Origin of the sequence: Treponema primitia ZAS-2, assembly GCF_000214375.1 — a bacterium.
GTDB classification, from domain to species: domain Bacteria; phylum Spirochaetota; class Spirochaetia; order Treponematales; family Breznakiellaceae; genus Termitinema; species Termitinema primitia.
The window spans coordinates 1,197,837-1,220,702 of the sequence record NC_015578.1 but is presented as its reverse complement, the minus strand read 5'-3'; the positions used below and the strand labels follow the sequence as shown (position 1 = coordinate 1,220,702).

Sequence of the window (22,866 nt, the reverse complement as noted above, 5' to 3'; positions counted from 1 at the left end):
AGGCTTTAGAGTTTCGCACCCGCTTCCGCGTAGCTCATATCGCCAACTGTGCCTTCAAGCGTAAATGTCTTATCCGCATAGTTATAGACAATTTTTGTAACGCTTGAGTTGCCTAAACCTGTTCCCGGAGGAAGTTCCACATTAATCTGTTTTAAGAGAAATGTGATTGACTGACCGTGTGCTACGAGCATCACGTTTCCGCCTGAAGGGTTTTCGGCGATAATCTTGTCCACACCTGCCTGAAGCCGCACGTACACTTCGGAGGCATCCTCAGAAATCTTGTACTGGGTGTCAACTCTTTTGTTAAAATCCGCCAGACCCTCAAGGAACGTGCCAAAATCACCATGGTAATACTCCTGTATTGGGGCCGCCGCTGCCGCAATTGTTTTTGCATCCGCCGGTACCTGTACGCCAAGGTCTTTGCCGAACGCAACGTACATCATGTAGTTGGGGTCGCCCTCGAATATGCCGAAGCTTACCTCGCGCAGTTCGCTTAATTCTTTTACCGTCCAGTTTTTTGTGACGCGGTTCTGTTCCAGAGCGAGACGAGCGGTTTCGCTTGCCCTTTTCAGGTCGCTGGAATACACGTTATCGAACTTAATGTCCCGTAAGCCCTTCCCCATGTTAACTGCTCCGACAATTCCCCTTTCTGTAAGGATGCCGTCTGAGATCCCCTGTACCCTGTCCATCAGGTTGAAGATCGTCTGTCCATGCCTCACGACATATATCGTGAGTATCTCAGGATTTGCCTTGGCACTGTCCTGGCCTCCATCCTTGCCTCCGTCTTTGCCGCCGCCCGCAAACACGGACAGAGAACAGATTGCCAAAAGCACAACCAAAATTAAACCAAATTTTTTCATCAACTTCTCCGAAAAATAAAAATTCCACGCCCCATACGAGGCTGGTATTACACAATCACTATTTTATCCATCACACTAAACCGTATTTTTTGAACGCCTTGGCCAGACCATTCCGGTAGAGTGTGTCCGTAACATCGTCTGCAATGGCCTTCAGCTTTTCATCTCCGTTACCCATGGCAATGCCGATCCCTGCAGCTTCTATCATGGTGCGGTCGTTATCGCTGTCCCCAATAGCAATGCTGTTTTCTCTCGCTATGCCGTGGCGGGCAATAACCTTGAGCAGCGCCGCTCCCTTGTGTACCCCTTTCGGGCTGATTTCCCCCCCGGACATACCCGTAATAGGGATAGAGCTACGGACAATTTCACATTCCCCGCCGAATTCCTTCTGTATATCCTCAAAGCTAATACCCCCCCGGATCATGAAGACCAGCTTGAGAACATCCGCACGGTGCAGCATTGGTTCATTCAGGGAGAGACTCCTGCGGTAAATCATTCCGACAAAAAACTTTTCCAAGAGCAAAGCCGGAGTCCACTTTCTACCTGTAAAGAGGGCTTTGAAATATGCATCAAAGCCGGGACCGGCAATCACCCGGTCCGCCAGTTCCAGCATATAGAAGGCTCCATGCTTATCCAAAAAGCCGATGAGCCGGTCTACCAGAGCGCTGTCCATGACCGCAGTGTAAATAAGTTCCCGCTTGCCCCCGCGCCACTTGCAACGCAGTTCCCCGCGCAGTTCCGGCGCAGCTTCAATATACGCGCCCGAGGAATACACTGCCCCGTCAAACATTTTTTTAACCAGCCCGGGATTGACCTGCACCAGGGACCTCCCGGTGGCGAGGTAGAGGATGTGCCCGTTAGCCCGTGCCCTGCGGCAGGCGCGAGAAGCGGAGAAGGGTATAAAGTTGCGGTCCCCCACGGTACCGTCAAAGTCTAAAAACACTATCTTGCCCTTCACTTTGCCATCCCATCGGAGATACGTTTGATATGCAGTACCAGAAACAAGCGATCGTTCCGTACCGGTTCCCAACCGTGGGTTTCCCGCAAATATGCGCAGATCCGTGTGCAGCAATCCGCTGCTTCGGGATAACGCTTCATCACCAGGGCGTATAAGTCATCATCCCCCCGGATTTTCTGTTCCGGATTCACGGTGTATTTCAGCACCAAATTCCGCAGATGAATCACAAAGGGCATTACATCAAAGGATTCTTCATCGAAGTTGATATGCAGGGACTCTTTAATAATCCCGATAATATCGCTGGTAATCGCCACGATTTTGAACGTGGTAGGCATATCCGCAGTATCAGTCTCCGCATTGATAAAATGCAGGGCTATATTGTAGGCCTCATATTCGGGGTAATCCTCGTGCCGTTCCTGCCGGATAATCTCCAGTCCCCGCATACTCGCCTTAAATTCACGGGGATAAAGATGCCGGAGGTCCCACTTGAGGGGAGACTCCAGGGTTTTACGTTCCGCAAAATGGGGCAAGGTACCGGAGAAATGGTCTGCTAGGGCAATTACCACACTGGGGTTTAGCTCGGCCTGCAATAGTTCCTTCCCGCAATCCACGACTTTAGTTGCCAGGAGTATATATTCATAGGGCAGATCCGCAAGAGTATCGGCGAAACGGCTGATTTGGACGGTCTCCTGGGGAATAAAGGTTTTTTCGATAAGCCTTGTATCCACCGGGTCCCCCGGATTTGCCTGAAACCCTATCCCTTTCCCCAGGACAATGACTTCATGACCCTGGTCATTTGCGAGGATGATATTGTTATTGTATTTCCTGATAGCTTTCATGGACCGTCCCGCAAAAAACCAAAAAAAAGACCTAAATCCCCGAAAAGCCGCTTGGTCCGCAGCTATCAGAAATTTAGGTCATGCGTAAAGGCGTCCCGTGAAACGGGAATACCTTCACTAACAATCCTTAGTTCAGAGACCAGTATGGAGAATTATTCCAACTTTGTCAAGCTCTTTTTTACCTTTTTTAGTCGATCCACAGACTAATTCTACCCCTCCAGCAGCTCCCCCTTAACCGACAGGGTCACCGCCTCCCAGGGTATTATCTTCCCGCTACTTGCAACGCAGTTTTTCAGCGCCGCGATCACGGCATTCTCGATCCCACCGCAGCAGGGAACCTCCATCCTCACCACGGTCACGGACTTGATATCGTTCCCCTTGAATATTTCCGTTAATTTTTCGCTGTAATCAGTCTGGTCCAGTTTTGGGCAGCCGATCAGGGTGATACGCCCCTTCATAAACTCATTATGAAAATTGCCGTAAGCGTAGGCCCCGCAGTCGGCACTCACCAAAAGCCTGGCCTGGTCAAAAAAGGGCGCCTTCACCGGAGCCAGCTTGATCTGCACCGGCCACTGACTGAGCCGGCTTTCTACAGTCCCGGTGCTCCCGGCTTGCGCTGTCTTCTGCCCAGCACTCCCAGTCCCCGGTTCCGTCCCCGCCCTCTGCCCGGTTCCTGCCGCCTGGTTCGCCTTAACCGCCTTTTCGTCGTATGCAGCCGCCTCCCGTTCTTCAAAGGCGATGGCCCCGCTTGGGCAGGCGGGGAGGCAGTTCCCCATACCATCGCAGTAATCGTCCCGCAGCAATGTTGCCTTACCATCTACTATCCCTATAGCCGCCTCATGGCAGGCCTCGGCGCAAATGCCGCAGCCATTGCATTTTTCAGTATCGATTTTTACGATTTGCCGTATCATGGAATACCCCCGTATTGACCTTATACTGAAAATATAGAAAATGATAGCTCTATAGTCTGTTGTTTTTACAACGAAAGCTTTTTTGGAGGCCATTTCATGAAAAAATATTTACCCCTTTTAGCCAGGTGCCCCCTTTTTAAGGGGATAGCCGGACCCGATCTGGTGAGCCTTCTGGAATGCCTTTCAGCGCGGCATAAAAAATATGAGAAAGACTCCTTTGTTTTCATGGCCGATGATGAGCCCCGGTTTATCGGGGTGGTCCTGTCAGGGGCCCTGCATATACTTCAGGATGATTTTTGGGGCAACCGGGTTATCCTGGCCCGGGCGGAACCGGGGGAACTTTTCGGGGAAGCCTTTTCCTGCGGGGGCGTAAAAAAGCTGCCCGTGAGCGTTCAAGCGGTGGAAAAATCCGAAGTCCTATTGATCGATCTGACCAGGATCATCACCACCTGTTCTTCCGTCTGCGTATTCCACCGGGACCTTATAAAAAACACCCTCCAGGATATGGCCCGCAAAAATATTGCCCTGATAAAAAAGATGGAGCATATTACCCGCCGCACCACCAGGGAAAAACTGCTTTCCTACCTTTCCTCCCAGGCCCAGCAACAGGGAAGTACTGTCCTCACCATACCCTTTAAGCGCCAGGAGCTGGCGGAATACCTTTCGGTAGACCGCAGCGCCATGTCCGCAGAATTGGGCAAAATGCAGGACCAAGGCCTCATCCGGTTCAATAAAAACCGGTTCGAGCTGTTGCAAAAAAACTGATAGCCATATATAGTAGGAAAAGTTAAAAGAATGTGTATGAAATTTTATACATATCCTTGGAGATTTTCATGACAGGGAGACATTTTATGAAAAAATTAATATGCCTATTATTGATTCTTGCGATATTCACAGGATGTCAAACTACAACCCTTGTTAATATCAATACTAATATTCCTGATGCTCGAGTTACAATAGATGGCAAAACTGTTGGTTCAACTCCCATAACAAAAACAAAAATAAAAAACTCCGTGGACAAAAAATATCGTATTGTGATTGAAAAAGAAGGCTATGAAACTTTGCAAAGGACTTTGCATACAGAAACAAAAAAAGCTAATGCCGCTGCCGTTGTAGTGGGTTATGTATTTTGTTGGGCTTTAATTCCTATGCTTTTATGGATTAATGCAGCATGGTTGGAAGGTCCTGTACCGGATCAATATTTTATATTAACAGAATCCAATTTAATAGAACGCCCTCAACTCAGCGTTAGGGCAACAAAAGAACTTGAAAGTGCCGTTATGAAATTAAGCGACGTTTTGGCACAACAATTAACGGGAAATACAACACTGGCGGTATTATCAATTTCATCGAGTGATCGTGAAAGCGCAGAATATATTACTGATGAGCTTGAGTATCAGCTGGTAAATACCGGAAAGTTCAAAATCGTAAATAGAAATACTATCGATAAGATAAAGGAAGAACAAAACTTTCAGTTATCAGGAGATGTTTCCGATAACTCTGCACTATCCATAGGTAAAATGCTGGGTGCAAATATTGTTATTACCGGTACTGTTAGCGGAACAGGTTCAACACGGCGTATAAGTGTGAAAGCCTTGGATGTACAAACAGCTGAAATAATAGCAATGTTAAGGGAGCAGTTCTAATACAGCCCGCGCGAGGGAGTAGGCTGCAGCCGTATGCGGCCCAGAGGCAACGTAGAGGCGCCAGGCAAAACTATGAAATATAGCCCCGGCTACCTCATACCGTTGCCACCTGGTTTAATTCACCAGTTCCCCTACCGCCTCAATTTCTACCAGGACGTTTCTGGGCAACTGCTTCACCGCCACGGTAGAGCGGGCAGGTTTGCCGCTGAAATGCTTGGCGTAGACCTCGTTAAAAGCAGCGAAATCCTGCATGTCCGCCAGGAAGCAGGTAGTCTTGACCACAGCAGCAAGAGAAGAGCCGGCGGCTTCCAGCACCGCCTTGAGGTTCCTGATAACCTGCTCGGTCTGCTCTTTCACTTCGGCACCGACTACTTCCCCGGTTTCCGCAGAAAGGGGGATCTGCCCGGAACTAAAAACCAAATTTCCCGTGACCATAGCCTGGGAATAGGGACCGATAGCAGCAGGCGCCGCAGCGGTTTGAATAACTTTCATGGTGTCTCCTTTTTACTGTATTCGTTCTACCAGAATCTTTATAAAAAGGCAATATCCGAAGTCTTCGGGCAAAGGTAGAGCTTGAGCATCCTTCCTACAATTTCGCAATCACTTTCCGCAAAGGCAGCACACAGGAAGGTTCCACCGAAAGCTCATCAATGCCGGTTTCAATAAAAAACTGAGTAAGGGTCTTGTCGGCGCCCAGGCTGCCGCAGATACCAATCGGAATACCCGCGTTATGGGCGTTATCGCAGCTAAGCTTTATGAGCCTGAGTATTGCTTCATGGTGAATATCGCAAAACTCGCTTAACAAATCATTTTGACGGTCTATAGCAAGGGTGTACTGGGTCAGATCGTTGGTACCTATACTGAAAAAATCAGCCTCCTTTGCCAGAAGGTCACTTATTATGGCGGCGGCAGGGGTTTCAATCATGATACCGACGGGCACTTTTTCATTAAAAGCGATTCCCTGAACCTGCAACTCATTCCGCACTTCCTTTAAAATCGCTTTTGCACGCAGTAATTCTGCCACAGAACAGATCATGGGAAACATGATTGCGGCGTTGCCGAAAGAGGAAGCCCGGTAAATTGCCCGCAACTGGGTCTTGAACAGTTCAGGCCGGGTCAAGCAAATACGTATTGCCCGCATCCCCAGGGCAGGGTTTTCTTCCCCAGGGAGGCCGAAATACGCGGCTTGTTTGTCAGCCCCTATGTCCATGGTACGGATAATTACCTGTTTGCCCTTCATTAATTCAAGTACCCGCTTATAGGTTTCATATTGCTCTTCTTCACCGGGATAATCCTCACGGCCCAGGTAAAGAAATTCGCTGCGGAAAAGACCTATCCCTTCGGCATCCCCCAGAATAGCTGCTTCCACATCCGTAACAGAACCAATGTTGGCAAAGAGCTGTATCTTTTTTCCGCTTTTTGTAAGCGTTTCCCTGCCCCGGTATTTTTCCATGGCCTGTTTTTCTTCTTCCAGGAGTTCATGTTTTTTCTGAAATTCTTCAATAACCGCAGGCCCGGGGTCAATGCAAAGCACCCCTGTACCGCCGTCTACCGCTGCATTTACACCCGCAAGCCCCGCTGAAAGGGAGGACCCAAAACCTATAATAGCCGGAATCCCCATGGTCCGGGCAAATATGGCAGTATGAGAATTTGCTGCCCCTGCCCTGGAAACCAGGGCTAACACCTTGGAACGGTCAAACTGAACCGTTTCACTGGGGCTAAAATCATCTGCCGCAAGAATAACCGGATCGCTTCCTGCAGAAACATCCATCCAGGTACCTGACAGTATCGCTACTACCCGGTTAGCCACATCCCGGACATCCGCAGCCCGCTCTTTCATATAATCATCGTCCATGTCCGCAAAATCCTGGGCCAGCGCGGAGCCGGCTTCCATAACCGCATATTCTGCGCAGATCTTCTGGTTTTCGATAATGCCTATCATAGGTTCAAAAAAATCAGGGTCAGAGAGCATCATACTGTGAATATCAAAAAGCAGGGCATTTTCTTTACCTATTTTTTCAGCCATGGTCCTGGAAAGCTCTTCCAATTGTGCAGCGGCTGTTTCTCTGGCTGCATTAAAACGTTCAACTTCAGCCGGAACATCGGTAATGGTCCTCTTTTCCACCGAAAAATGGGTACGTTCCAGAAAAGTCAGTTTTCCAAGCGCTATGCCATCACTCACTCCCTTACCCTGCAATGTGATCATTTTATGCTCCCACTTTAAAGTGTTTTAAAAGGATTTTTTCCGCTTCCGCATTCCACAATCCCTGATGGGCATCACAACTTTTATGCAGGTCCGCAAATAGAGGATCCTTTTCACCCAGTTTGGCAAAATCACTTATGGCAGTTAAGGGCATATTGATATGCGTATAGGTAACAATCTTTCCCGCCCGTAATTCCGGCAAATTAATAACCGCTGAGGCCACAGCATCAATACCGCAGATATGGGTTACCATAACCGCAGGACGGATTTTCTTTTCCGATGCCAGCTTAATAGCTTCCTTGAGGTCATCAGTATTACCCCCGGTGCTTCCCAGTATGTGGGTGCTGGTATAATGGCAGTTGTAGAGGTTCATCATGGCAGAAAAGTTTTTATCCGAGGGACCTGCAAAAAAGTTAAGGCAGCCGTCAAAGGCCATAAGCCGATCTCCCGCCTCCGCAAGCTCCTTAATAGGGGCGTAGACAAATACATCGTCGTACCCTTTCCCCCCGGTAATATCCATAAGAGCAGTATACTGATCCGCAAAACCGCGGGGATTTACATAGTGCAGCTCTACACCCTGTTTTTTTGCCAGTTCAGGGGGGATTAGTTTTTTTGCCCGTTCAAGCCGGCCGTCATCCACATCGGTAACAACAATCCGAGTGGGTTTATTACCGCCGTACAGGGGGTATTCAACTGCTTCAAGCCCCATGGGGCCGGCGCCGCCGAGGATAAGCACATTGCCGCCTTCTTTAATGTCCATGGCATGATCATAATTCTGCTTGTTGGTATGGTACATAATATGATAGCCGCCGATAATACAGCTTACCGGTTCTGCCAGGGAAGCATAAAAATAAGCGTCTCCATCGTAATGAAGAAGGCAGCCCAATTCCATCACCTCATGGGGAAGAATACAATAACTTGCATCCCCGCCGAAAAATTCGTAGGAATAACCGGGGGAGGCAAGGCTTCCTTTATAATTAAGCGCAGGCTGCTGGGCAAATTTTTCGCCTGCTTTAAATTCACCGCTCCATTTTGCCCCCACTTTTACTATATCCCCGGCAAACTCATGGCCAATGATAATAGGATTGGTATCCACATTCTGAGGACATCGTTTGTGTTTTTTTCCCTGTTTCGCAAGCTTGTACGTAGACATACAAATACTATCGCTTATTATTCTGACAAGAATCTCATCATCCTTTATTTCAGGAAGTTCAAATTCTTCCAGCCTGAGATCATCCGCCCCGTAGAGCCTCACCGCTTTTGTTTTTTGTCCCATTTTAACATTTCTCCTTTATGGGTACCTCTAAAAACTCGGTTAGTTTTTAGAGGTACCCTGCATTTGCTCGTCTAAAGACTGTGCAAATGCTTTTTTAAGCTGTAAATCTCTAAAAACTGAAGTTTTTAGAGATTCCCATATACTATTTTTTGTAAACTAACCTGTTTCAAATACTCATCTACCAAATTCCTTGAAGGCGGCCTGGTACCTTCAGTAGTACAGGCCCCTGCTGAGGCGGCCATGGCCAGGGCAAAACATTCTTCCATCCCCAGACCTTTTTCAAAACCGTATACCAGGGCGGCCACCATGCTGTCCCCTGCGCCAACACTTGACTGTACCCGTATCGGGAGCCCCGGGCATCGCCAGATACCCTCTGCCCTGGCAAAAAGCGCACCCTCGGCCCCCAAAGAAAGACTAACCAGCTCAACTCCCTTATCAAGCAATTGCAAGCACAGGCGGGCTAAAATTTTTTCAGAAGTTTCCTGGTCTTCCATGCTGAACAGTTTTAAAAGCTCATACCGGTTGGGCTTAATAAAATTGGGAAGTCCAACCCCATGCAAAGCGGATGTATCCGAATTGAGGGCCAGCTCCAACGCCGGGCCATCGGCATCTAAAAATACCGCAGCCCCGTTTTGCCGAAGCAGGCCGCAGAGTTTTTTATACGTATCGCTTTTAAGCCCCCTGGGGAGGCTCCCGGAAAGAACAAAGGTGTTCCCGTTTGTTCCAAAACCTAAAAGCTTTTTTTCCAAGGCCGAATATTCCTCAGCCGTAATTTCCGGTCCCGGTTCGTTTAATTCGGTTAAGGCGCCTTTTGAATCAACAACTTTAAGATTTGTGCGGGTTACCGATTTTATCCGCACAAAATCATGGGCCAAACCCTGCCCCGCAATTCTCGACAAGAGCTCTTCACCCGCCCCGCCTCCCGCAAAGCCGGTAGCCAAACTGTTGCCGCCCAGAGCGCTTATCATGGCGGACACATTTACCCCTTTTCCGCCGGCATCAACACGCACATCGGAAAGGCGGTTAAGGGTATTGGGCTGCATAATCTCTACCCTGGCAGTCTTATCCAGGGCCGGATTTAAGGTTACCGTGATGATCATACAGAAGCACCGGCGAGCATTTTATAAACATCCTCAACAGTTCCTTCCCTGACAAGTTTCTCAACATCATCGCCGGTTTCAAGGTTATCCACCACGTTGCCCATGATATCAATATGCTCATCACCCTTGGCTGCAATTCCGATCACCAGGTATGCCAGGGTTCCCTGCCAATCAATACCCTCAGGAAAAGCAAGTACCACAATACCTGTAGCAATAATATCAACCTTGTACGCTTCTTCCCCGTGGGGTAGTGCAATATAGTTACCGATATAAGTGGTAAAAGAATTATCCCTCTTTACCATCCCTTCAATATAACGTTCATTCGCATACCCCGAATCAACCAGCATCCTTCCGCAGCGGCGTATAATGCTTTCCCTATCCGCTTTGGGTTGATTCAGCAGAATGTTTTCCTTCCTGAGCATTGGTAAATTCGCCATAAAAGCCTCCTATTTCTTTAATTTTTCGTTACTGTATTGAAGAAGGGAGTCGGAAATTTCCGCTTCCAATAAAGCCTTAATTACTTTTTCGTTACCATCATGAATTGCATCAAGAAACGCCGGTACATCTATAAGGGCGCTTGATAAACCGCCCATTAAGTCGGTCATTTCAGCCGGCGCAGCTTCGGGCAGGAGCATGACCACACAACTTTTTGCACCTCTGAAATACTCATCCTTGAATTTTTCTCCATCAGGTTTAAGTATCGCAAATACCGGAATTGTAATAGCATCGCTGCGGGTATGGAGCAAAATAACCCCCAGATCGGGGATTACCTGGCTTGAAATTTTTTCACGATCCATCAATTTATTGTAAATAGTCTCTCTGGCCAGAGGGGCAAAACGATCAGATGCAAAACGAAACAAATAATCAAAACTGCAATCAGCATTTATCCGTATAACCGTAAAACTACCCAGAAGCATTCTGGTAAACAACAAAATATTTTCCAGTTTTTCAAGCTGTTCATCAAGGGATCGATCTACCTTTTGAACAATCATTCCCCGTTCAACAAAGGCATAGGCATTGATTGTATTTTGTATTTGCTGATAATCATTTTCCTGTAAGATTGCCTGGATTAATACCACCGGCTTTTCTGTATTTTCCAGGGGAATTGTTGAAATTATAAAATCATCCTTTTCCCAGGATTCCCTGTCATCCCAACCGCATACATCCAATTCCAGATCCCCGATAAAACGCTTTCGTATTTGAGCCGCCACCATATAGGATGTCCCTATACCGGCAACACAAATAACCCCTGCCCGGAGGATCCGCTTCCTGATGTTTTTTTCTCCAAGCGCCGCAAGGGCTGACAGAAAATGTATTTCAATATAAGTAATTTCATTTACAGGAACCTTAAACCCAAGGCTTTCTTCCATTGCCGTTACGGCGCGGCAGGTTTTCTGAAAAACTTCAGGATACTTGTTAATAAGTTCCATTTGCAGAGGATTAGGATCATCCAGACCTGCCTGTAACCTGGTCAAAGCCGATCCTAAATGTTTGCCCAGAAGCTGCACCAATTTCTCATTAGTTTTAAGAACCCCGGCAATGGAAGAATCAAAACGATCTATCATTTCGTAGGTTAAAGCCCGGATTAATTCCTTCCGTTCCGGGGAGCCTGTTTCTACCGGCGTTTCCTGCTTGGCCCGGCAAGCCTGTATCTGAACTGCTAGTCCCTGAATTTCCGCATTTCCGCAGGATACTGAAAAATAGTTGGAAAGATCACCTGCCACAATACCTGCAAGCGTTATCTGATAATCACCCAGGACTTTATTTTCATCCCCAAGGGACTTTTCCGCAAAGATACGCTTTACCATCACCATTAAATATACGGTAATCATGGAATAGGATTCGGCGGTCATCCATTCAAACTTATCACCGTTGCTTTGCATAACCTCCCGTACCCCCTGTTCTATAAGATCTCCGGGAAAAGAAAAAGAAGCAGTATACGATTTTCCACCTGTCTCACCATCCGTAATAAGACGGCTCACCAGGGCGGTGCGTATCGCTTCTTCCGTCCCCTCAGGCATTATCCCTATCCCGCCTTTTCTTACAAGATGTATACCATGCTGCTTAAACCAGGGTTCCAGCTCATTAATATCATTGCTGACTGTGGATTCACTAACCTTTAGTATATTGGAATAATAAAACAGTTTTTGTATTACCCCCGAATTCGCAAGAATTTCAATCACCAGCAGCAAAAGACGCTCCCGTTTGGAAGCGGGCTGCAAACCATAATCCCCAAGGGCTGCATAAATGCTTTTCCGCGCGTCTTCTGTTCCTGAAAAGGCGATACCCTTTCCGGGAATGGAAACAAGCTCCGCCTGAAAGGAATTCAAAACAGGGCCCGCGGTTTCCAGTTCCCGAAATACGGTACGCCGGCTGGTTCCAAGGGCCTCTGCCAGGAAATCAACCTTTACCGGTTCCTGCGCGGCCAGCAGCAGTTCCAGAAGATGTGCAAGCCGCGCCGAAATCCCGGATAAATTCATTTTACCCACAGCCCTTACAAATTAGAGGCAAGAAAAGTTTTTGCCGCTTCTATTGCAACAGCCTCATCTTCTCCTTCGGCAATAACGGTAAAGGTCTGGCCGCATTTGAGCCGCATCTTCATAAGCGCGATAAGCTGCTTTGCACTGGCGCTTTGTTCCTCACGATTAATAGTAACATTGCTTTTAAAAACCTGCATTTCTTTAACAAAGAGTCCTGCGGGCCTCGCATGGATACCATTAGGATCCGTAATAGTATGGGTAAATTGCAGCATCATATCCTTCCTTTCTACTTTTTCAGGCTATTGATAAGTTCCTCATACTCCGGAGCATTGAGGAAATCAGTGATGGTTACCAAACGCGCCCCCGGCTTAGCGGCGGACGCCCGCCCGCCTAATTCCTTGTGACATACAATAATATCAGCATCCGCAGGGATTTCACTCACCGGGGAATGTACTACGGTAATATCACTAAATCCGGCGGCCAGTATCTTCTTGCGCAGTTTTGTGGCGCCCATTGCACTTGAACCCATTCCTGCGTCACAGGCAAAGACTATTTTCTTAACTTCCGCCGGTGAAGACCCAGCGCCTTTATTGTCCCAGGCGGTTTTAACTTCATTAAGCTCTACACCTTTTGATTCAGCTTTATTTGCCTTAACTTTTGACTGGGCGGCTTCAAGATCAGCGTCTCCCTTTCCAAAGGCTTTAAGCAGGATCAGTGAAAGGAAAAATGATACTGTCCCGCCTACCAGGATACCCAGAATATTGGGAATATAAGCGCCCTTGGGAGTCATCATCAGTTCTGCGAAAATTGATCCCGGAGAAGCCGGGGCGATAAGGCCGCCCTTAAAAATAGTTAAAGTAAGTACACCGGAAAAACCGCCGCCAATCATGGCGAGAATCAGTACCGGATTCATCAGCACATAGGGGAAATAAATTTCGTGAATACCCCCAAAGAAATGAATGATTGCCGCTCCGGGGGCGCTGCTCTTGGCGCTGCCCTTTCCCACAAGGCAGTAGGCCAGCAAAAGCCCCATGCCGGGACCGGGGTTTGATTCAATCATATAATAGATTGAACGTCCCATGGTTTCCGCCTGCTGGCTTCCCAGAGGTGTAAAGACTCCGTGGTTTATTGCGTTATTGAGGAAGAGAATCTTAGCAGGTTCAACAATGATTGAGGCAAAGGGCAAAAGCCTGTGATCCACCAGCCAGCCGACCCCGGCGCCTAAGGCATTAGTTATTGTTTCTGCAACCGGCCCGATACCAAGATAACAGAGTATCGAAAGAATTGCACCGATAATGCCCGCAGAAAAATTATTGATGAGCATTTCGAAACCTGCCGGGATATGACCATCAATAGCTTCATCAAATTTTTTGATACAAAAACCACCCAGAGGCCCGGCAATCATTGCGCCCAGGAACATAGGAATCCCGGCGCCCATAATGACACCGATGGTGGCAATAGAACCAACTACGCCGCCCCGGACACCACCACCCGCCAGCTTACCGCCGGTATACCCAATCAGCAGGGGCAGTAAATACTTCAACATGGGATCTACCATGGCACTTAATGTTTTATTTGGTATCCAGCCGGTATCAATAAAAAGGGCAGTTATGAGCCCCCATGCAATAAACGCTCCCAGATTAGGCATAACCATTGCACTTAACGAGCGCCCGACTTTTTGAACTGCTTGTTTCATTCCATCCTCCATTTATTTACCTGAATATTTGCTAATTCATATAATCATCGTAACAGACGAAAATTGAGAAAGCAAGAAAAACACCTGGAGATTTGGCACAGAAACAGGACGCCAAAAGTGGATTGGCATAAAAAAACCCGGTAAATCCTCGTTTAATAAGAACTTACCGGGATGGGCGATGACGGAATTGAACTGTCGACCCTCAGCGTGTCATACTGATGCTCTAACCAACTGAGCTAACCGCCCCTGTTTTGGGTACACTAATTCTTACATATATTGCAGGACCTTGTCAACGGGAAACTGCTTAAACAAAGACAACACCCCCCGGAAAGCCCAGGGGCGTTACCCGGCAAGGCCTAAAAGTATCTAGCCCCGTTCCCGGACAGCTACGTTAATCTCGATTTTACCGATATTATTGCCAAGCTCCATGGGAACAATCAGGGCTTCCACCTCGCGGTTGGAGATTTCCATGTTCTCACCGGTAAAAAGGGCCGGCGGGGTCAGGTCAAACTTGAAGCCCAGGTCATGGAGCTTGGTAACCGCCTGGGCGGTGATCATGTTGGCCAGTTCCTGGATGGTAGCCTTGGCAAGCTCGTCCATGACGGTGAAAGCTTCACCATTCATGGCCCCTGCAATCCCCAGGGCGGTGGGCTTGGTCATATCAAAGAGAACCCGGCCTTCCACATCCCCCGCAAGGCCGACCATGGCGGCGACCCCCATAATGGACATGGTGGTGGATTTGAGGTAGAGGTCCCCCCGCTTCACATCCGTATTGAGGACTTCTTTCAAAACATTAAAGGCCGCTTCAACAAAAGGGTTAATATATTCAACTCTCATAACATACTCCTTTCAAAACTAAAATTAAGCTCGCATAAATGCGGAAACGCCGCTCTTCCCGATGGATAGCCATTCGCCTTCAGGAAGTTCTTCATTTGTTCCCAGAATAATTACCCCCCGAGTCTTCAGTTTTTCGGAAAAATCGGCAAAGATTTTTCCCTGCTGCTGCTCATTAAAGAAGGAAATCAAATCCCGCGCCAGGATAATGTCCAGTTCAGGAAGGGGGTTTTCATTCAGCACGTCATGGTACTCGAAAAGTATCGAGTCCTTGATAGCAGGGCTGAAACTGTACCCGTTCTTTCCTTTGGACATAAAGCCCCGGCAATACTCCGGCACATCCTCCAGGTCAAAAATCATATTTGGCGCCGAAGATATGGCCATGATGTCGTTATCATTGGCCCAGACCTTGATATGACCATCAGGATACCGTGACTTGAGTATACAGGCTAATGAAAAAGTTTCATAGCCCTTTCCGCAGCCCAGGTTCCAAACCTGGATGCTGTTGGAGGGCATATCCGGCAGCGCTGCTTTAAGGGTATAGGCAAAGTCGTCGTTCCAGAAGGCCCCGGTACTGGGGGAATAGAAGGGCTTGAGGAATTCCTCAGCCTCGGAGGCGTTTTTAAGCTGGAGATCGCTGCCCCCGTGGGTGGTGGCCCAATCGGCAAAACGCTTGCGGACCCAGGTATCGTTGTAGGGGCCGGCGGTAAACCGCTTAAGGGCGCCTAAACTTTCTTTGACAAACTGGAGGTCCGAGTCCCGGGGAGGCTCAGGCAGTGCAGCCGCAGCCGCGCTCTGGGGGGCAGGGAAGAAATTGTCCGGCGCCGGGCTTACGGAAGCTTCCTGTATGGCCTGGCCCCGGGGTTTCGCCTTGTCCTCTTCGCTCTGGGTAAAGATCCGGATCACGTCCAAGATGATGAAAAGCTCCCCCTGCTTTTCAACCACACCGCTGATGTATTTGATATTAATGTCCCCGAATATGGGATGCGGAGGCTGGATGGAATCGGAATTGATCCCCACCACCCGGTCGATCTTATCAACGATAGTCCCGTAGACCCGATCCTCAATGCGGAGAATCAGCATATTTTCCAGGCCATCCTTCTTTTTATCCGTGGGAAGGTGGAAGAAGGTCCTGAGGTCTACAATCGGGATGATGTCCCCCCGGAGGTTGTATACCCCCCGGACAAAGGACGCGGCGTTGGGAACGTAGGTGAACTTATCCGCTTTGGCGATTTCTTTGACGTTCATGATGTCCACCGCATAGTCTTTCCCGGCAAGGGAAAAGGTGATCATCTTGAAATCAACCGTATCGGTCCGTTCCATCTGTTCCTGAAGCTCGGCGTTTACCTCAGCTAAATCTCTAATCACTGCCATATTTTATCCTCACTGTACCGGGGCGCTACCGGTTCGACAACTCCCGAACCCTCCGCGCTTCCAATTCCTGGTGGAGCCCCAGTTCCAATAGCTGACTTACGTCGATGATCAGGGAGACTGAACCGTCCCCCAGTATGGACGCCCCGGCAATGCCCGGAGAGTTGGTGAACTGATCCCGCAGGGGTTTGATGACCACGTCTTCTTCGCCGATCAGGCTGTCCACCATGAAGCCCATCTTCTTTTCTGCGGTGCCCACGATAACGATAAAATTGTAATCCTGCTGTTCCTCGGTGTGTATACCAAAGAGCCGGTTGAGCCTGAGCAGGGAGATAACATCGTTACGGATGTTGAACACTTCGTAATTGTCGATCATCCTGATTTCCTCGGGCTTAATCCGCAGGCTTTCGATGACCGATGTAATTGGGATAGAGTAGATTTCCCCGCCCACCCGGACCAAAAGGCCCTGGATAATTGCCAGGGTGAGGGGCAGTTTGATGAGGAAAGTAGTGCCCTTCCCTTTTTCGGAGGTAACCGTAACGGTTCCGTTGAGTTTTTCAATGGACCGGCGGACTACATCCAGGCCGACCCCCCGGCCGGATATACTGGTGATGGTTTTGGCAGTGGAAAACCCGGGTTCAAAGATCAGGTTGAAGGCTTCCGGGTCTGTAAGGAGCTTGTTGGGACTGATAAGCCCCCGTTCAACCGCCTTGCCCTTGACCGCTTCCACGTCTATGCCCTTGCCGTCATCGGAAATCTCGATGACGATCATATTGCCTTCGTTGGTTGCCTTGAGGAGGACCATGCCTTCCTCGGGTTTGCCCGAAGCCTTCCGTTCTTCCTGGGATTCGATCCCGTGGTCGATGGAGTTCCGTACCGAGTGCATGATCGGGTCCAGGAGGTCTTCAATAACCGACTTATCCAGTTCGGTCTCCTCCCCTTCGATAACCAGATTAATTTTCTTATTAAGAGACTTGGACAGGTCCCGGACGAGCCGGGGAAAACGGCTGAATATCTGGCTGATGGGCACCATACGGATACGCATGACCCCTTCCTGGAGTTCCCCAGTGATCCGCCCCAGGTTCTGGGAGGTGGACCGGAATTTGCCCATATTGTTTTTCAGGGACGCTTCAAAGCCGTCAAAGAGGGCGAAAATATCCCCGTATTCTTCGTTGATTTCCTTACGGACATCCTTTATAGAGCGTCCTTCCTGGATGCCCTCCAGATAATCCGGAAGCCGATCGAAGAGGTTTTTAATTTTCTCCCGGTAGGCGCCCTCTATGCTGTGGAGATCGTTTACCAAATCGCCGAACTGGTTACTTATCTGGTTAAAGGTCGCCTTGGTGATAACCGTTTCGGATACCAGGTTGAGGAGGTCGTCAATGCGTTTGGAGTCTACCCTGAGTATGGAGCCCGCCTCTTTCCCGGCCTTCTTGGCATCCTCACCGGCTGCTGCGGTGGCTGCCGCAGATTTTGCCGCAGGGGCGGCAGCTTCCGCTGGGGCGGCTGCAGGAGCCGGGGCAGCAGGAGCAGCAACCGGCGCCGGAGCAGCGGCAGGAGCAGGGGCGGCCTCGGCGGCAGGTTTGCTTACATCAGTCACAATGGCTGAAAGGGATACATCGGGGATGAGAACGTGTTTTTTCAGATCCTCCGGGGTTTTATTGCTGGCAACGTAATATTCCACCGTGGGGTAGAAATTATCCTCGTAGAGCTGTTCAAAATCCGGTATGGTCCGCAGTACCGTGCCATCCCCCTTGAGGGCGGCGTATACCTGGATACCCCCAACGGTATTCATCAGGCTGCTTTCGTCAAAAACTACGGAAATGCGGAAGATAGGCATTCCGCCATCCACGGATTCCCGCAGTTCCCGGAGATCGTCTTCCGAAAGACCCCCGGCAGGGGCGGCGGGAGCAGCAACGGCAGCTGCGGCCGGGGCAGGAGCGGCAGCCGCAGGGGGTTTAGCCTTTACGGCGCCCCCTTTCTTGCCCTTGGAGCTTTCGGGGATCAAAGCCTCCAGCCGGCCTTCCATCTCGGAAGTATCCGCCTGATAGATCGCCCCTTCCATGCGCTGTCCGAGCATGGCTTTAATGATATCGATGGCTGCCAGGAGGGTGTCTACCACATCCTCGTTGACCGCAAGCTGATCCGAGCGGATAGCATCCAAAACATCCTCTACCATGTGGGTAAAATGGGACAATTCCATCATTTCCACAGTCGCGGACCCCCCTTTCAGGGTATGGGCCGCACGGAATATTTCGTCTACCGCGTCTTTGTTGCCGCCTTCATTCTCAAGGACCAGAATATTCTGTTCCAGAGTATCGACTTGCATCTGGGCTTCACTAAAAAAGTCTTTGAGAAGCTCCTCATTATTTGGATCCAGATAGTCACTCATATAAAGTTAGTCTTATACACAATTCATCTTCCGTCAAGAGAGTAAAACCAAATTCCACCCTAAAGAAGTATACACTTATTCCTGATTGATGATAAAAAGCGCCTCCGCCTCGGGAATTTTGACCCCCGAGAGGGTTAGGGTTACCGGATCATTGGGGGCAAGCTCTGAATTAGCCGCGACCTGGGTTTCAAGGCCCAGGCCGGGGATCATTACCACTACACGGTTTCCCTTTTTTTCCATCATAATGCCTTCCCAGGGGGATCCCTTTTTATCCCGGAGATAGACCGCGATCCAATGGGCCCGGGAGGCCCGTTCCGCCTGCACCGTGGCGGCTGCGGCAGCTTCTCCGGCGGCTAAGGCGACCATAAGATCATCTTCGCTCAGAGGGACAGCCCCGGAAAGCAAGGCGCGGATCTGCTGGTGGGCCAGGAGGTCCGTGTAGCGGCGCAAGGGGCTGGTCACCTGGGTATACTGGTCCAAACCGAGCCCCCAGTGGAGCCCCGGTTTGACCGAAAGGGTCCTGGGGCGCATACACCGGCGCAATTGATAGGAACCGGCCATGCCGGGCAGGGGGGAAGAGGGAAGATCCCCCGTTTCCTGGCTCACGTAGGGGAAGGGAAGCCGCTTCTGGAGAGCCCAGCCGGCGGCGCCCTCCCCTGCCAGGAGCATACACTCCCGGACCATATCCGCAGATTTATAGTTCTCCAAAAGGTGGATGGAAACGGTTCCGTCCGCGCCGGGCTTTTCCGGCAGGTTCACAGACATATGGGTTTCCGGCAGTTCGATCACTACCGCCCCGGCAGCCATACGGCGCCTCAGGTTACGTTCCGCTATTTGGAAAAGTCCGGCCAGCACGGGATTGGCGTCCCCAGCAACCTGGGCGTCCGCACCGGCATAACTGAGCCGGGTAACCCGAATCAAGGAGGGGAAAATGTCGGTTTCCAGAATTGAGCCATCATCGCCCAGGAGGAGTTTGAAACTGAGGGCCGGGGAAAGTTCCGTGGCCGGACTGGTATCCGGAATGGAACTGAGCCCCAGGGCGTAGAGGGACAGGGACTCTTCCGCAAGCATACGCGCCGTCCCTTCCGGGAGATAGAGGGTGGCCCCCCGACCCCGAGCTTCCAGATCCCCAGGGCTGCCGGAAAGGATCGATGCCGCTGGGTCGGCAACGTGGACATACAGGGTATCCGGCCCCCCTGCGGGGTGCTTCTCCAGAGAAACCGCGTCATCCGGATCGTGACTCCAGGGGCTGTCTATGGCATAGGCTTCAAGCCCGCTAAGGTCGGTGCGGGCCTCCGGGGGAGGCGGATCCGGCAAATGCCGTGCTGGGGCCAGGGAAAGCTCATAACGCTGGGGGTGGGGATTTACCCAGGGAGTCCAGAAAGCGGCGGACAGGAGCAGCCTGTGCGCTTCCAGGGGGGTTTCCTGGCGGCCCAGGTCCCGCAGGGTACGGCTCTTTTCGGTACGCCCGTAGGCCAGGGCTTCAACATCCTGTAAAAAACGGATTTCCTCGCCGGAAGGGTCGGAAAAATCCGCGGTTCCTGATTTGAGGAGTTCCAGAAAGGCTTCCCGCTCAGCCTGGTCCCGCTGTTTCAGGCTCCGCCGTTCCCCATCCGCCGCTACCGCCGCCGCATCCCGGCTGCTTATCCCGGCTATGTCCCCGGAAAAATACAGCCCCTTCTTGAAGATTTCATAAGCGGCCCAGGCAGTTCGGGGAGTATATTCACCGTAAATCAGTTCCGCCAAATCCCGCAATGGAACCTTATTGCCCAACAGGAGTTCCCAGGCGCCCTTAATATCAATCTCCCCGGTTTCATCCCCGGACAGAAGACCCTCAATAGTTGCCTGGGTACAGGGCCCGGGGTGGAGCAGCTCAATGTCCTTTTCCCGGACCTTGAGTTTTTCACCCCCTGCCAGGGAAATACCCAGCTTATCCCCGGTTCTTTCCGAAACCAGGGCCGGACGGTTTTTATACGCCACAAGACTTTTTTCCGCAATCATTGTTAACAGTGTAACACAAAACTCAGGATGCCTCAATGAAGTGAATGGCCGGTACTGTTGGAAATTACAAAACCATTGCATATAAATACAGCTTTTGCTACAGTGGTGGTCAATATTCGGGGACAAAGAGGGAATAACCGATGATCGTCATGAAATTTGGGGGGAGTTCCGTTGCCAATGCTGAACGGATCCGCCATGTAGCTGATATTGTAGCCCGCCGCATCGCAGAAAAGCCGGTCCTGGTATTGTCCGCCATGGGGGATACCACGGATCACCTTCTGGAAGCCGCCGACAAGGCCCTGAACGAAGGGCTTGTGGTTACGGACAGCATAGAAAAGCTTCACCTGGATACGGTAAAAGAACTGGGCCTGGAAAGTACCGGCCTGGGGGAAGTGACGGCCCTGCTTAAGGAACTGAACACCCTTTTGACGGGGATTTCCATGATCAAGGAACTTACGGGCAAGACCAGGGACTATCTGGTTTCCTTTGGGGAACGGCTTTCCGTACGGATCGTCGCAGCCTACCTCAATTCCATTAGCATACAAGCCCGGGCCCTGGATTCTTGGGACGCAGGGTTTCTTTCGGATTCAAATTTTAGTTCCGCGGAGCTTGAAAAGGACAGCTGGAACCTAATCCCAAAGGCCCTGCTTCCTTTGATTGGCGGGGGGCTTGTGCCGGTGGTTACGGGGTTCATCGCTAGGGACCGGCAGGGGAATATCACCACCCTGGGACGGGGGGGCTCGGACTTAAGCGCCACCATGATCGCCTCGGCCCTGAAAGCTGATGAGGCCCAGGTCTGGAAAGATGTGGACGGCATACTAACTGCGGACCCGCGGCTGGTGAAAAAGGCCCGGCCTGTGGAGACCGTGACCTACGAGGAAGCGGCAGAGCTGGCCTATTTCGGCGCCCAGGTGCTGCACCCCCGGGCCATGCAGCCCTGTATCAAAACCGGGACCCCGGTGCGGGTGAAAAATTCCTATAACCCCGATGCGCCGGGCACCCGGATTGTGGGAAGCCTGGATAAAAAGGCAGGCCCGGTGCGGGCCATCACTTCCCGGAAAAACGTTACCCTGGTGGATATCGTTTCTACCCGCATGGTGGGGCAGCACGGCTTTTTGGCCGAGGTATTTACCACCTTCGCGGAGCATAAACTTTCGGTGGACATGGTAGCCACCAGTGAAGTTTCGGTGTCCCTGACCCTGGACGCGGACCACGAGCTGGGAGCCCTGAAACAGGACCTGTCCCGCATAGCCAGTGTGGAGATACGGACTGGCAAGGCTATAGTCACCATTGTAGGTGATGTGCGGCGTTCATCGGAGATACTCCAGCGGGCCTTCGGGACCTGCGTACTCCTGGGGATACAGGTGCAGATGATTTCCCAGGGGGCCAGTAAAGTAAATATCAGTTTTATTGTGGATGACACCCAGGCGGGGGAAGTAGTAATCGCCCTGCACAAATGCTTTTTTGAACCCCTGTCGAAAGAGGAGAGGCTATGAACATTGCCCTTATCGGATACGGCAAGATGGGCCGGATACTGGAAAGAACCGCCCTGGAACGGGGCCACACTATTACTGTGGCGCTTGACCCCGCCGCCCCGGGGCCGACCGCCTCGGGGGCGCCCCTGTACAAGGCTATTGCGGAGGCGAAGGAACTTGGGGGAACGGATGTGGCGGTGGAGTTTACCCGGCCCGATACGGCGGCAGGAAACATCGCTGCCCTGATAGAGCGGGGGATCCCCACCGTGGCGGGTACCACGGGCTGGTACGATAAGCTCCCGGAGATAGAAAAACTGGTAAACGCAAAAGGCGCCTCCCTTTGCTGGTCCTCCAACTATTCCCTGGGGGTAAATCTCTTCTACCGCATCGCCGCCCTGGCGGCCAAACTGGCGGACCCTTTTCCGGAATACGACGTGGGAGGCTGGGAATTTCACCACAACAAAAAAGTTGACAGCCCTTCCGGGACTGCCAAAATCCTGGTGGGCAAGGTGCTCCAGGCGATGACCCGGAAAAAGAAGGCGGTCTGGGAAAAACTGGATCGCCCCCCTGAGCCGGATGAGATCCACTTTCCCAGCCTGCGCCTGGGTTCTGTGCCCGGGCTCCACGCCCTGAGCTTCGATTCCCCTTCGGACACCATCGAGATAAGTCACAGCGCCCGGAACCGGGACGGCCTTGCTTTAGGGGCCATACGGGCCGCCGAATGGCTCCTGGACTGCAAGCCCGGGAAAGCTGCGGGCAAGGCCAGGAACGGGGTATTCACCTTTGATGATGTAATGGAAGATATCTTGAAGGAAACCCTTGTTTGA

General features: G+C 50.8%; 20 protein-coding genes and 1 tRNA gene. 4 read left to right on the top strand and 17 right to left on the bottom strand.

The window, feature by feature from the left end:
* Positions 1 to 5 precede the first annotated feature (5 nt).
* The 4 genes from TREPR_RS05440 to TREPR_RS05425 form a co-directional block, all read right to left on the bottom strand.
* Positions 6 to 860, bottom strand: coding sequence for a histidine phosphatase family protein (locus TREPR_RS05440; protein ID WP_015707299.1), 855 nt, complete (start codon positions 858 to 860; stop codon positions 6 to 8).
* A gap of 70 nt (positions 861 to 930) precedes the next feature.
* Positions 931 to 1,815: an HAD hydrolase family protein gene (locus tag TREPR_RS05435; RefSeq protein WP_015707298.1), complete on the bottom strand. Its 885-nt coding sequence runs from the start codon at positions 1,813 to 1,815 to the stop codon at positions 931 to 933.
* Positions 1,812 to 2,654, bottom strand: coding sequence for a PRD domain-containing protein (locus TREPR_RS05430; protein ID WP_015707297.1), 843 nt, complete (start codon positions 2,652 to 2,654; stop codon positions 1,812 to 1,814). The genes TREPR_RS05435 and TREPR_RS05430 overlap by 4 nt, the downstream gene beginning before the upstream one ends.
* A 209-nt stretch (positions 2,655 to 2,863) precedes the next feature.
* A complete protein-coding gene (locus tag TREPR_RS05425; protein ID WP_041611468.1) occupies positions 2,864 to 3,565 on the bottom strand; it encodes an ATP-binding protein in 702 nt (233 codons plus the stop codon).
* Between the two features lie 96 nt (positions 3,566 to 3,661).
* Here TREPR_RS05425 and TREPR_RS05420 point away from each other — a divergent pair, with 96 nt between their 5' ends.
* Positions 3,662 to 4,330 carry a Crp/Fnr family transcriptional regulator gene (locus tag TREPR_RS05420; protein ID WP_015707295.1) on the top strand — a complete coding sequence of 223 codons (669 nt, stop codon included), beginning with the start codon at positions 3,662 to 3,664 and terminating at the stop codon, positions 4,328 to 4,330.
* An 86-nt stretch (positions 4,331 to 4,416) separates the two neighbouring features.
* The gene (locus TREPR_RS05415; RefSeq protein WP_169313405.1) at positions 4,417 to 5,211 is read left to right on the top strand and encodes a PEGA domain-containing protein; all 795 of its coding nucleotides are present in this window, start codon (positions 4,417 to 4,419) and stop codon (positions 5,209 to 5,211) included.
* Between the two features lie 114 nt (positions 5,212 to 5,325).
* Here TREPR_RS05415 and TREPR_RS05410 read toward each other — a convergent pair whose 3' ends face one another.
* The 13 genes from TREPR_RS05410 to TREPR_RS05350 all read right to left on the bottom strand — a co-directional run bounded on the left by TREPR_RS05410 (position 5,326) and on the right by TREPR_RS05350 (position 20,543).
* Positions 5,326 to 5,703 carry a RidA family protein gene (locus TREPR_RS05410; protein ID WP_015707293.1) on the bottom strand — a complete coding sequence of 126 codons (378 nt, stop codon included), beginning with the start codon at positions 5,701 to 5,703 and terminating at the stop codon, positions 5,326 to 5,328.
* A gap of 94 nt (positions 5,704 to 5,797) precedes the next feature.
* Positions 5,798 to 7,417, bottom strand: a complete 1,620-nt coding sequence (gene ptsP / locus TREPR_RS05405) for a phosphoenolpyruvate--protein phosphotransferase (protein WP_015707292.1) — start codon at positions 7,415 to 7,417, stop codon at positions 5,798 to 5,800.
* Between the two features lies 1 nt (position 7,418).
* On the bottom strand, positions 7,419 to 8,690 hold the full coding sequence (locus tag TREPR_RS05400) for a zinc-binding dehydrogenase (protein ID WP_015707291.1): 1,272 nt from the start codon (positions 8,688 to 8,690) through the stop codon (positions 7,419 to 7,421).
* A gap of 125 nt (positions 8,691 to 8,815) precedes the next feature.
* Positions 8,816 to 9,790 carry a 1-phosphofructokinase family hexose kinase gene (locus TREPR_RS05395; protein WP_015707290.1) on the bottom strand — a complete coding sequence of 325 codons (975 nt, stop codon included), beginning with the start codon at positions 9,788 to 9,790 and terminating at the stop codon, positions 8,816 to 8,818.
* Entirely contained in the window at positions 9,787 to 10,227 is a 441-nt protein-coding gene (locus TREPR_RS05390; protein WP_015707289.1) for a PTS mannitol transporter subunit IIA, read from the bottom strand. Before TREPR_RS05390 ends, TREPR_RS05395 begins: the two co-directional genes overlap by 4 nt.
* Before the next feature lie 9 nt (positions 10,228 to 10,236).
* A complete protein-coding gene (locus tag TREPR_RS05385; protein ID WP_015707288.1) occupies positions 10,237 to 12,270 on the bottom strand; it encodes a BglG family transcription antiterminator in 2,034 nt (677 codons plus the stop codon).
* Between the two features lie 14 nt (positions 12,271 to 12,284).
* The gene (locus tag TREPR_RS05380; protein WP_245534792.1) at positions 12,285 to 12,545 is read right to left on the bottom strand and encodes an HPr family phosphocarrier protein; all 261 of its coding nucleotides are present in this window, start codon (positions 12,543 to 12,545) and stop codon (positions 12,285 to 12,287) included.
* 11 nt (positions 12,546 to 12,556) lie between these two features.
* Positions 12,557 to 13,966 (bottom strand): PTS mannitol transporter subunit IIBC, encoded by a 1,410-nt coding sequence (locus TREPR_RS05375; RefSeq protein WP_041611030.1) that lies wholly within the window; start codon positions 13,964 to 13,966, stop codon positions 12,557 to 12,559.
* A gap of 172 nt (positions 13,967 to 14,138) precedes the next feature.
* Positions 14,139 to 14,212: transfer RNA gene (locus TREPR_RS05370), tRNA-Val, on the bottom strand.
* A 120-nt stretch (positions 14,213 to 14,332) separates the two neighbouring features.
* The gene (locus tag TREPR_RS05365; RefSeq protein WP_015707285.1) at positions 14,333 to 14,803 is read right to left on the bottom strand and encodes a chemotaxis protein CheX; all 471 of its coding nucleotides are present in this window, start codon (positions 14,801 to 14,803) and stop codon (positions 14,333 to 14,335) included.
* A 24-nt stretch (positions 14,804 to 14,827) separates the two neighbouring features.
* Entirely contained in the window at positions 14,828 to 16,174 is a 1,347-nt protein-coding gene (locus TREPR_RS05360) for a CheR family methyltransferase (RefSeq protein ID WP_015707284.1), read from the bottom strand.
* 25 nt (positions 16,175 to 16,199) lie between these two features.
* The gene (locus TREPR_RS05355) at positions 16,200 to 18,563 is read right to left on the bottom strand and encodes a chemotaxis protein CheA (RefSeq protein ID WP_015707283.1); all 2,364 of its coding nucleotides are present in this window, start codon (positions 18,561 to 18,563) and stop codon (positions 16,200 to 16,202) included.
* Positions 18,564 to 18,638: 75 nt separating this feature from the next.
* The gene (locus TREPR_RS05350; protein WP_245534791.1) at positions 18,639 to 20,543 is read right to left on the bottom strand and encodes a ribonuclease catalytic domain-containing protein; all 1,905 of its coding nucleotides are present in this window, start codon (positions 20,541 to 20,543) and stop codon (positions 18,639 to 18,641) included.
* A 161-nt stretch (positions 20,544 to 20,704) separates the two neighbouring features.
* On the opposite strand from TREPR_RS05350, the gene TREPR_RS05345 reads away from it, so the two are divergent.
* Positions 20,705 to 22,060, top strand: a complete 1,356-nt coding sequence (locus TREPR_RS05345) for an aspartate kinase (protein WP_015707281.1) — start codon at positions 20,705 to 20,707, stop codon at positions 22,058 to 22,060.
* Positions 22,057 to 22,866, top strand: coding sequence for a 4-hydroxy-tetrahydrodipicolinate reductase (locus TREPR_RS05340; RefSeq protein WP_015707280.1), 810 nt, complete (start codon positions 22,057 to 22,059; stop codon positions 22,864 to 22,866). Before TREPR_RS05345 ends, TREPR_RS05340 begins: the two co-directional genes overlap by 4 nt.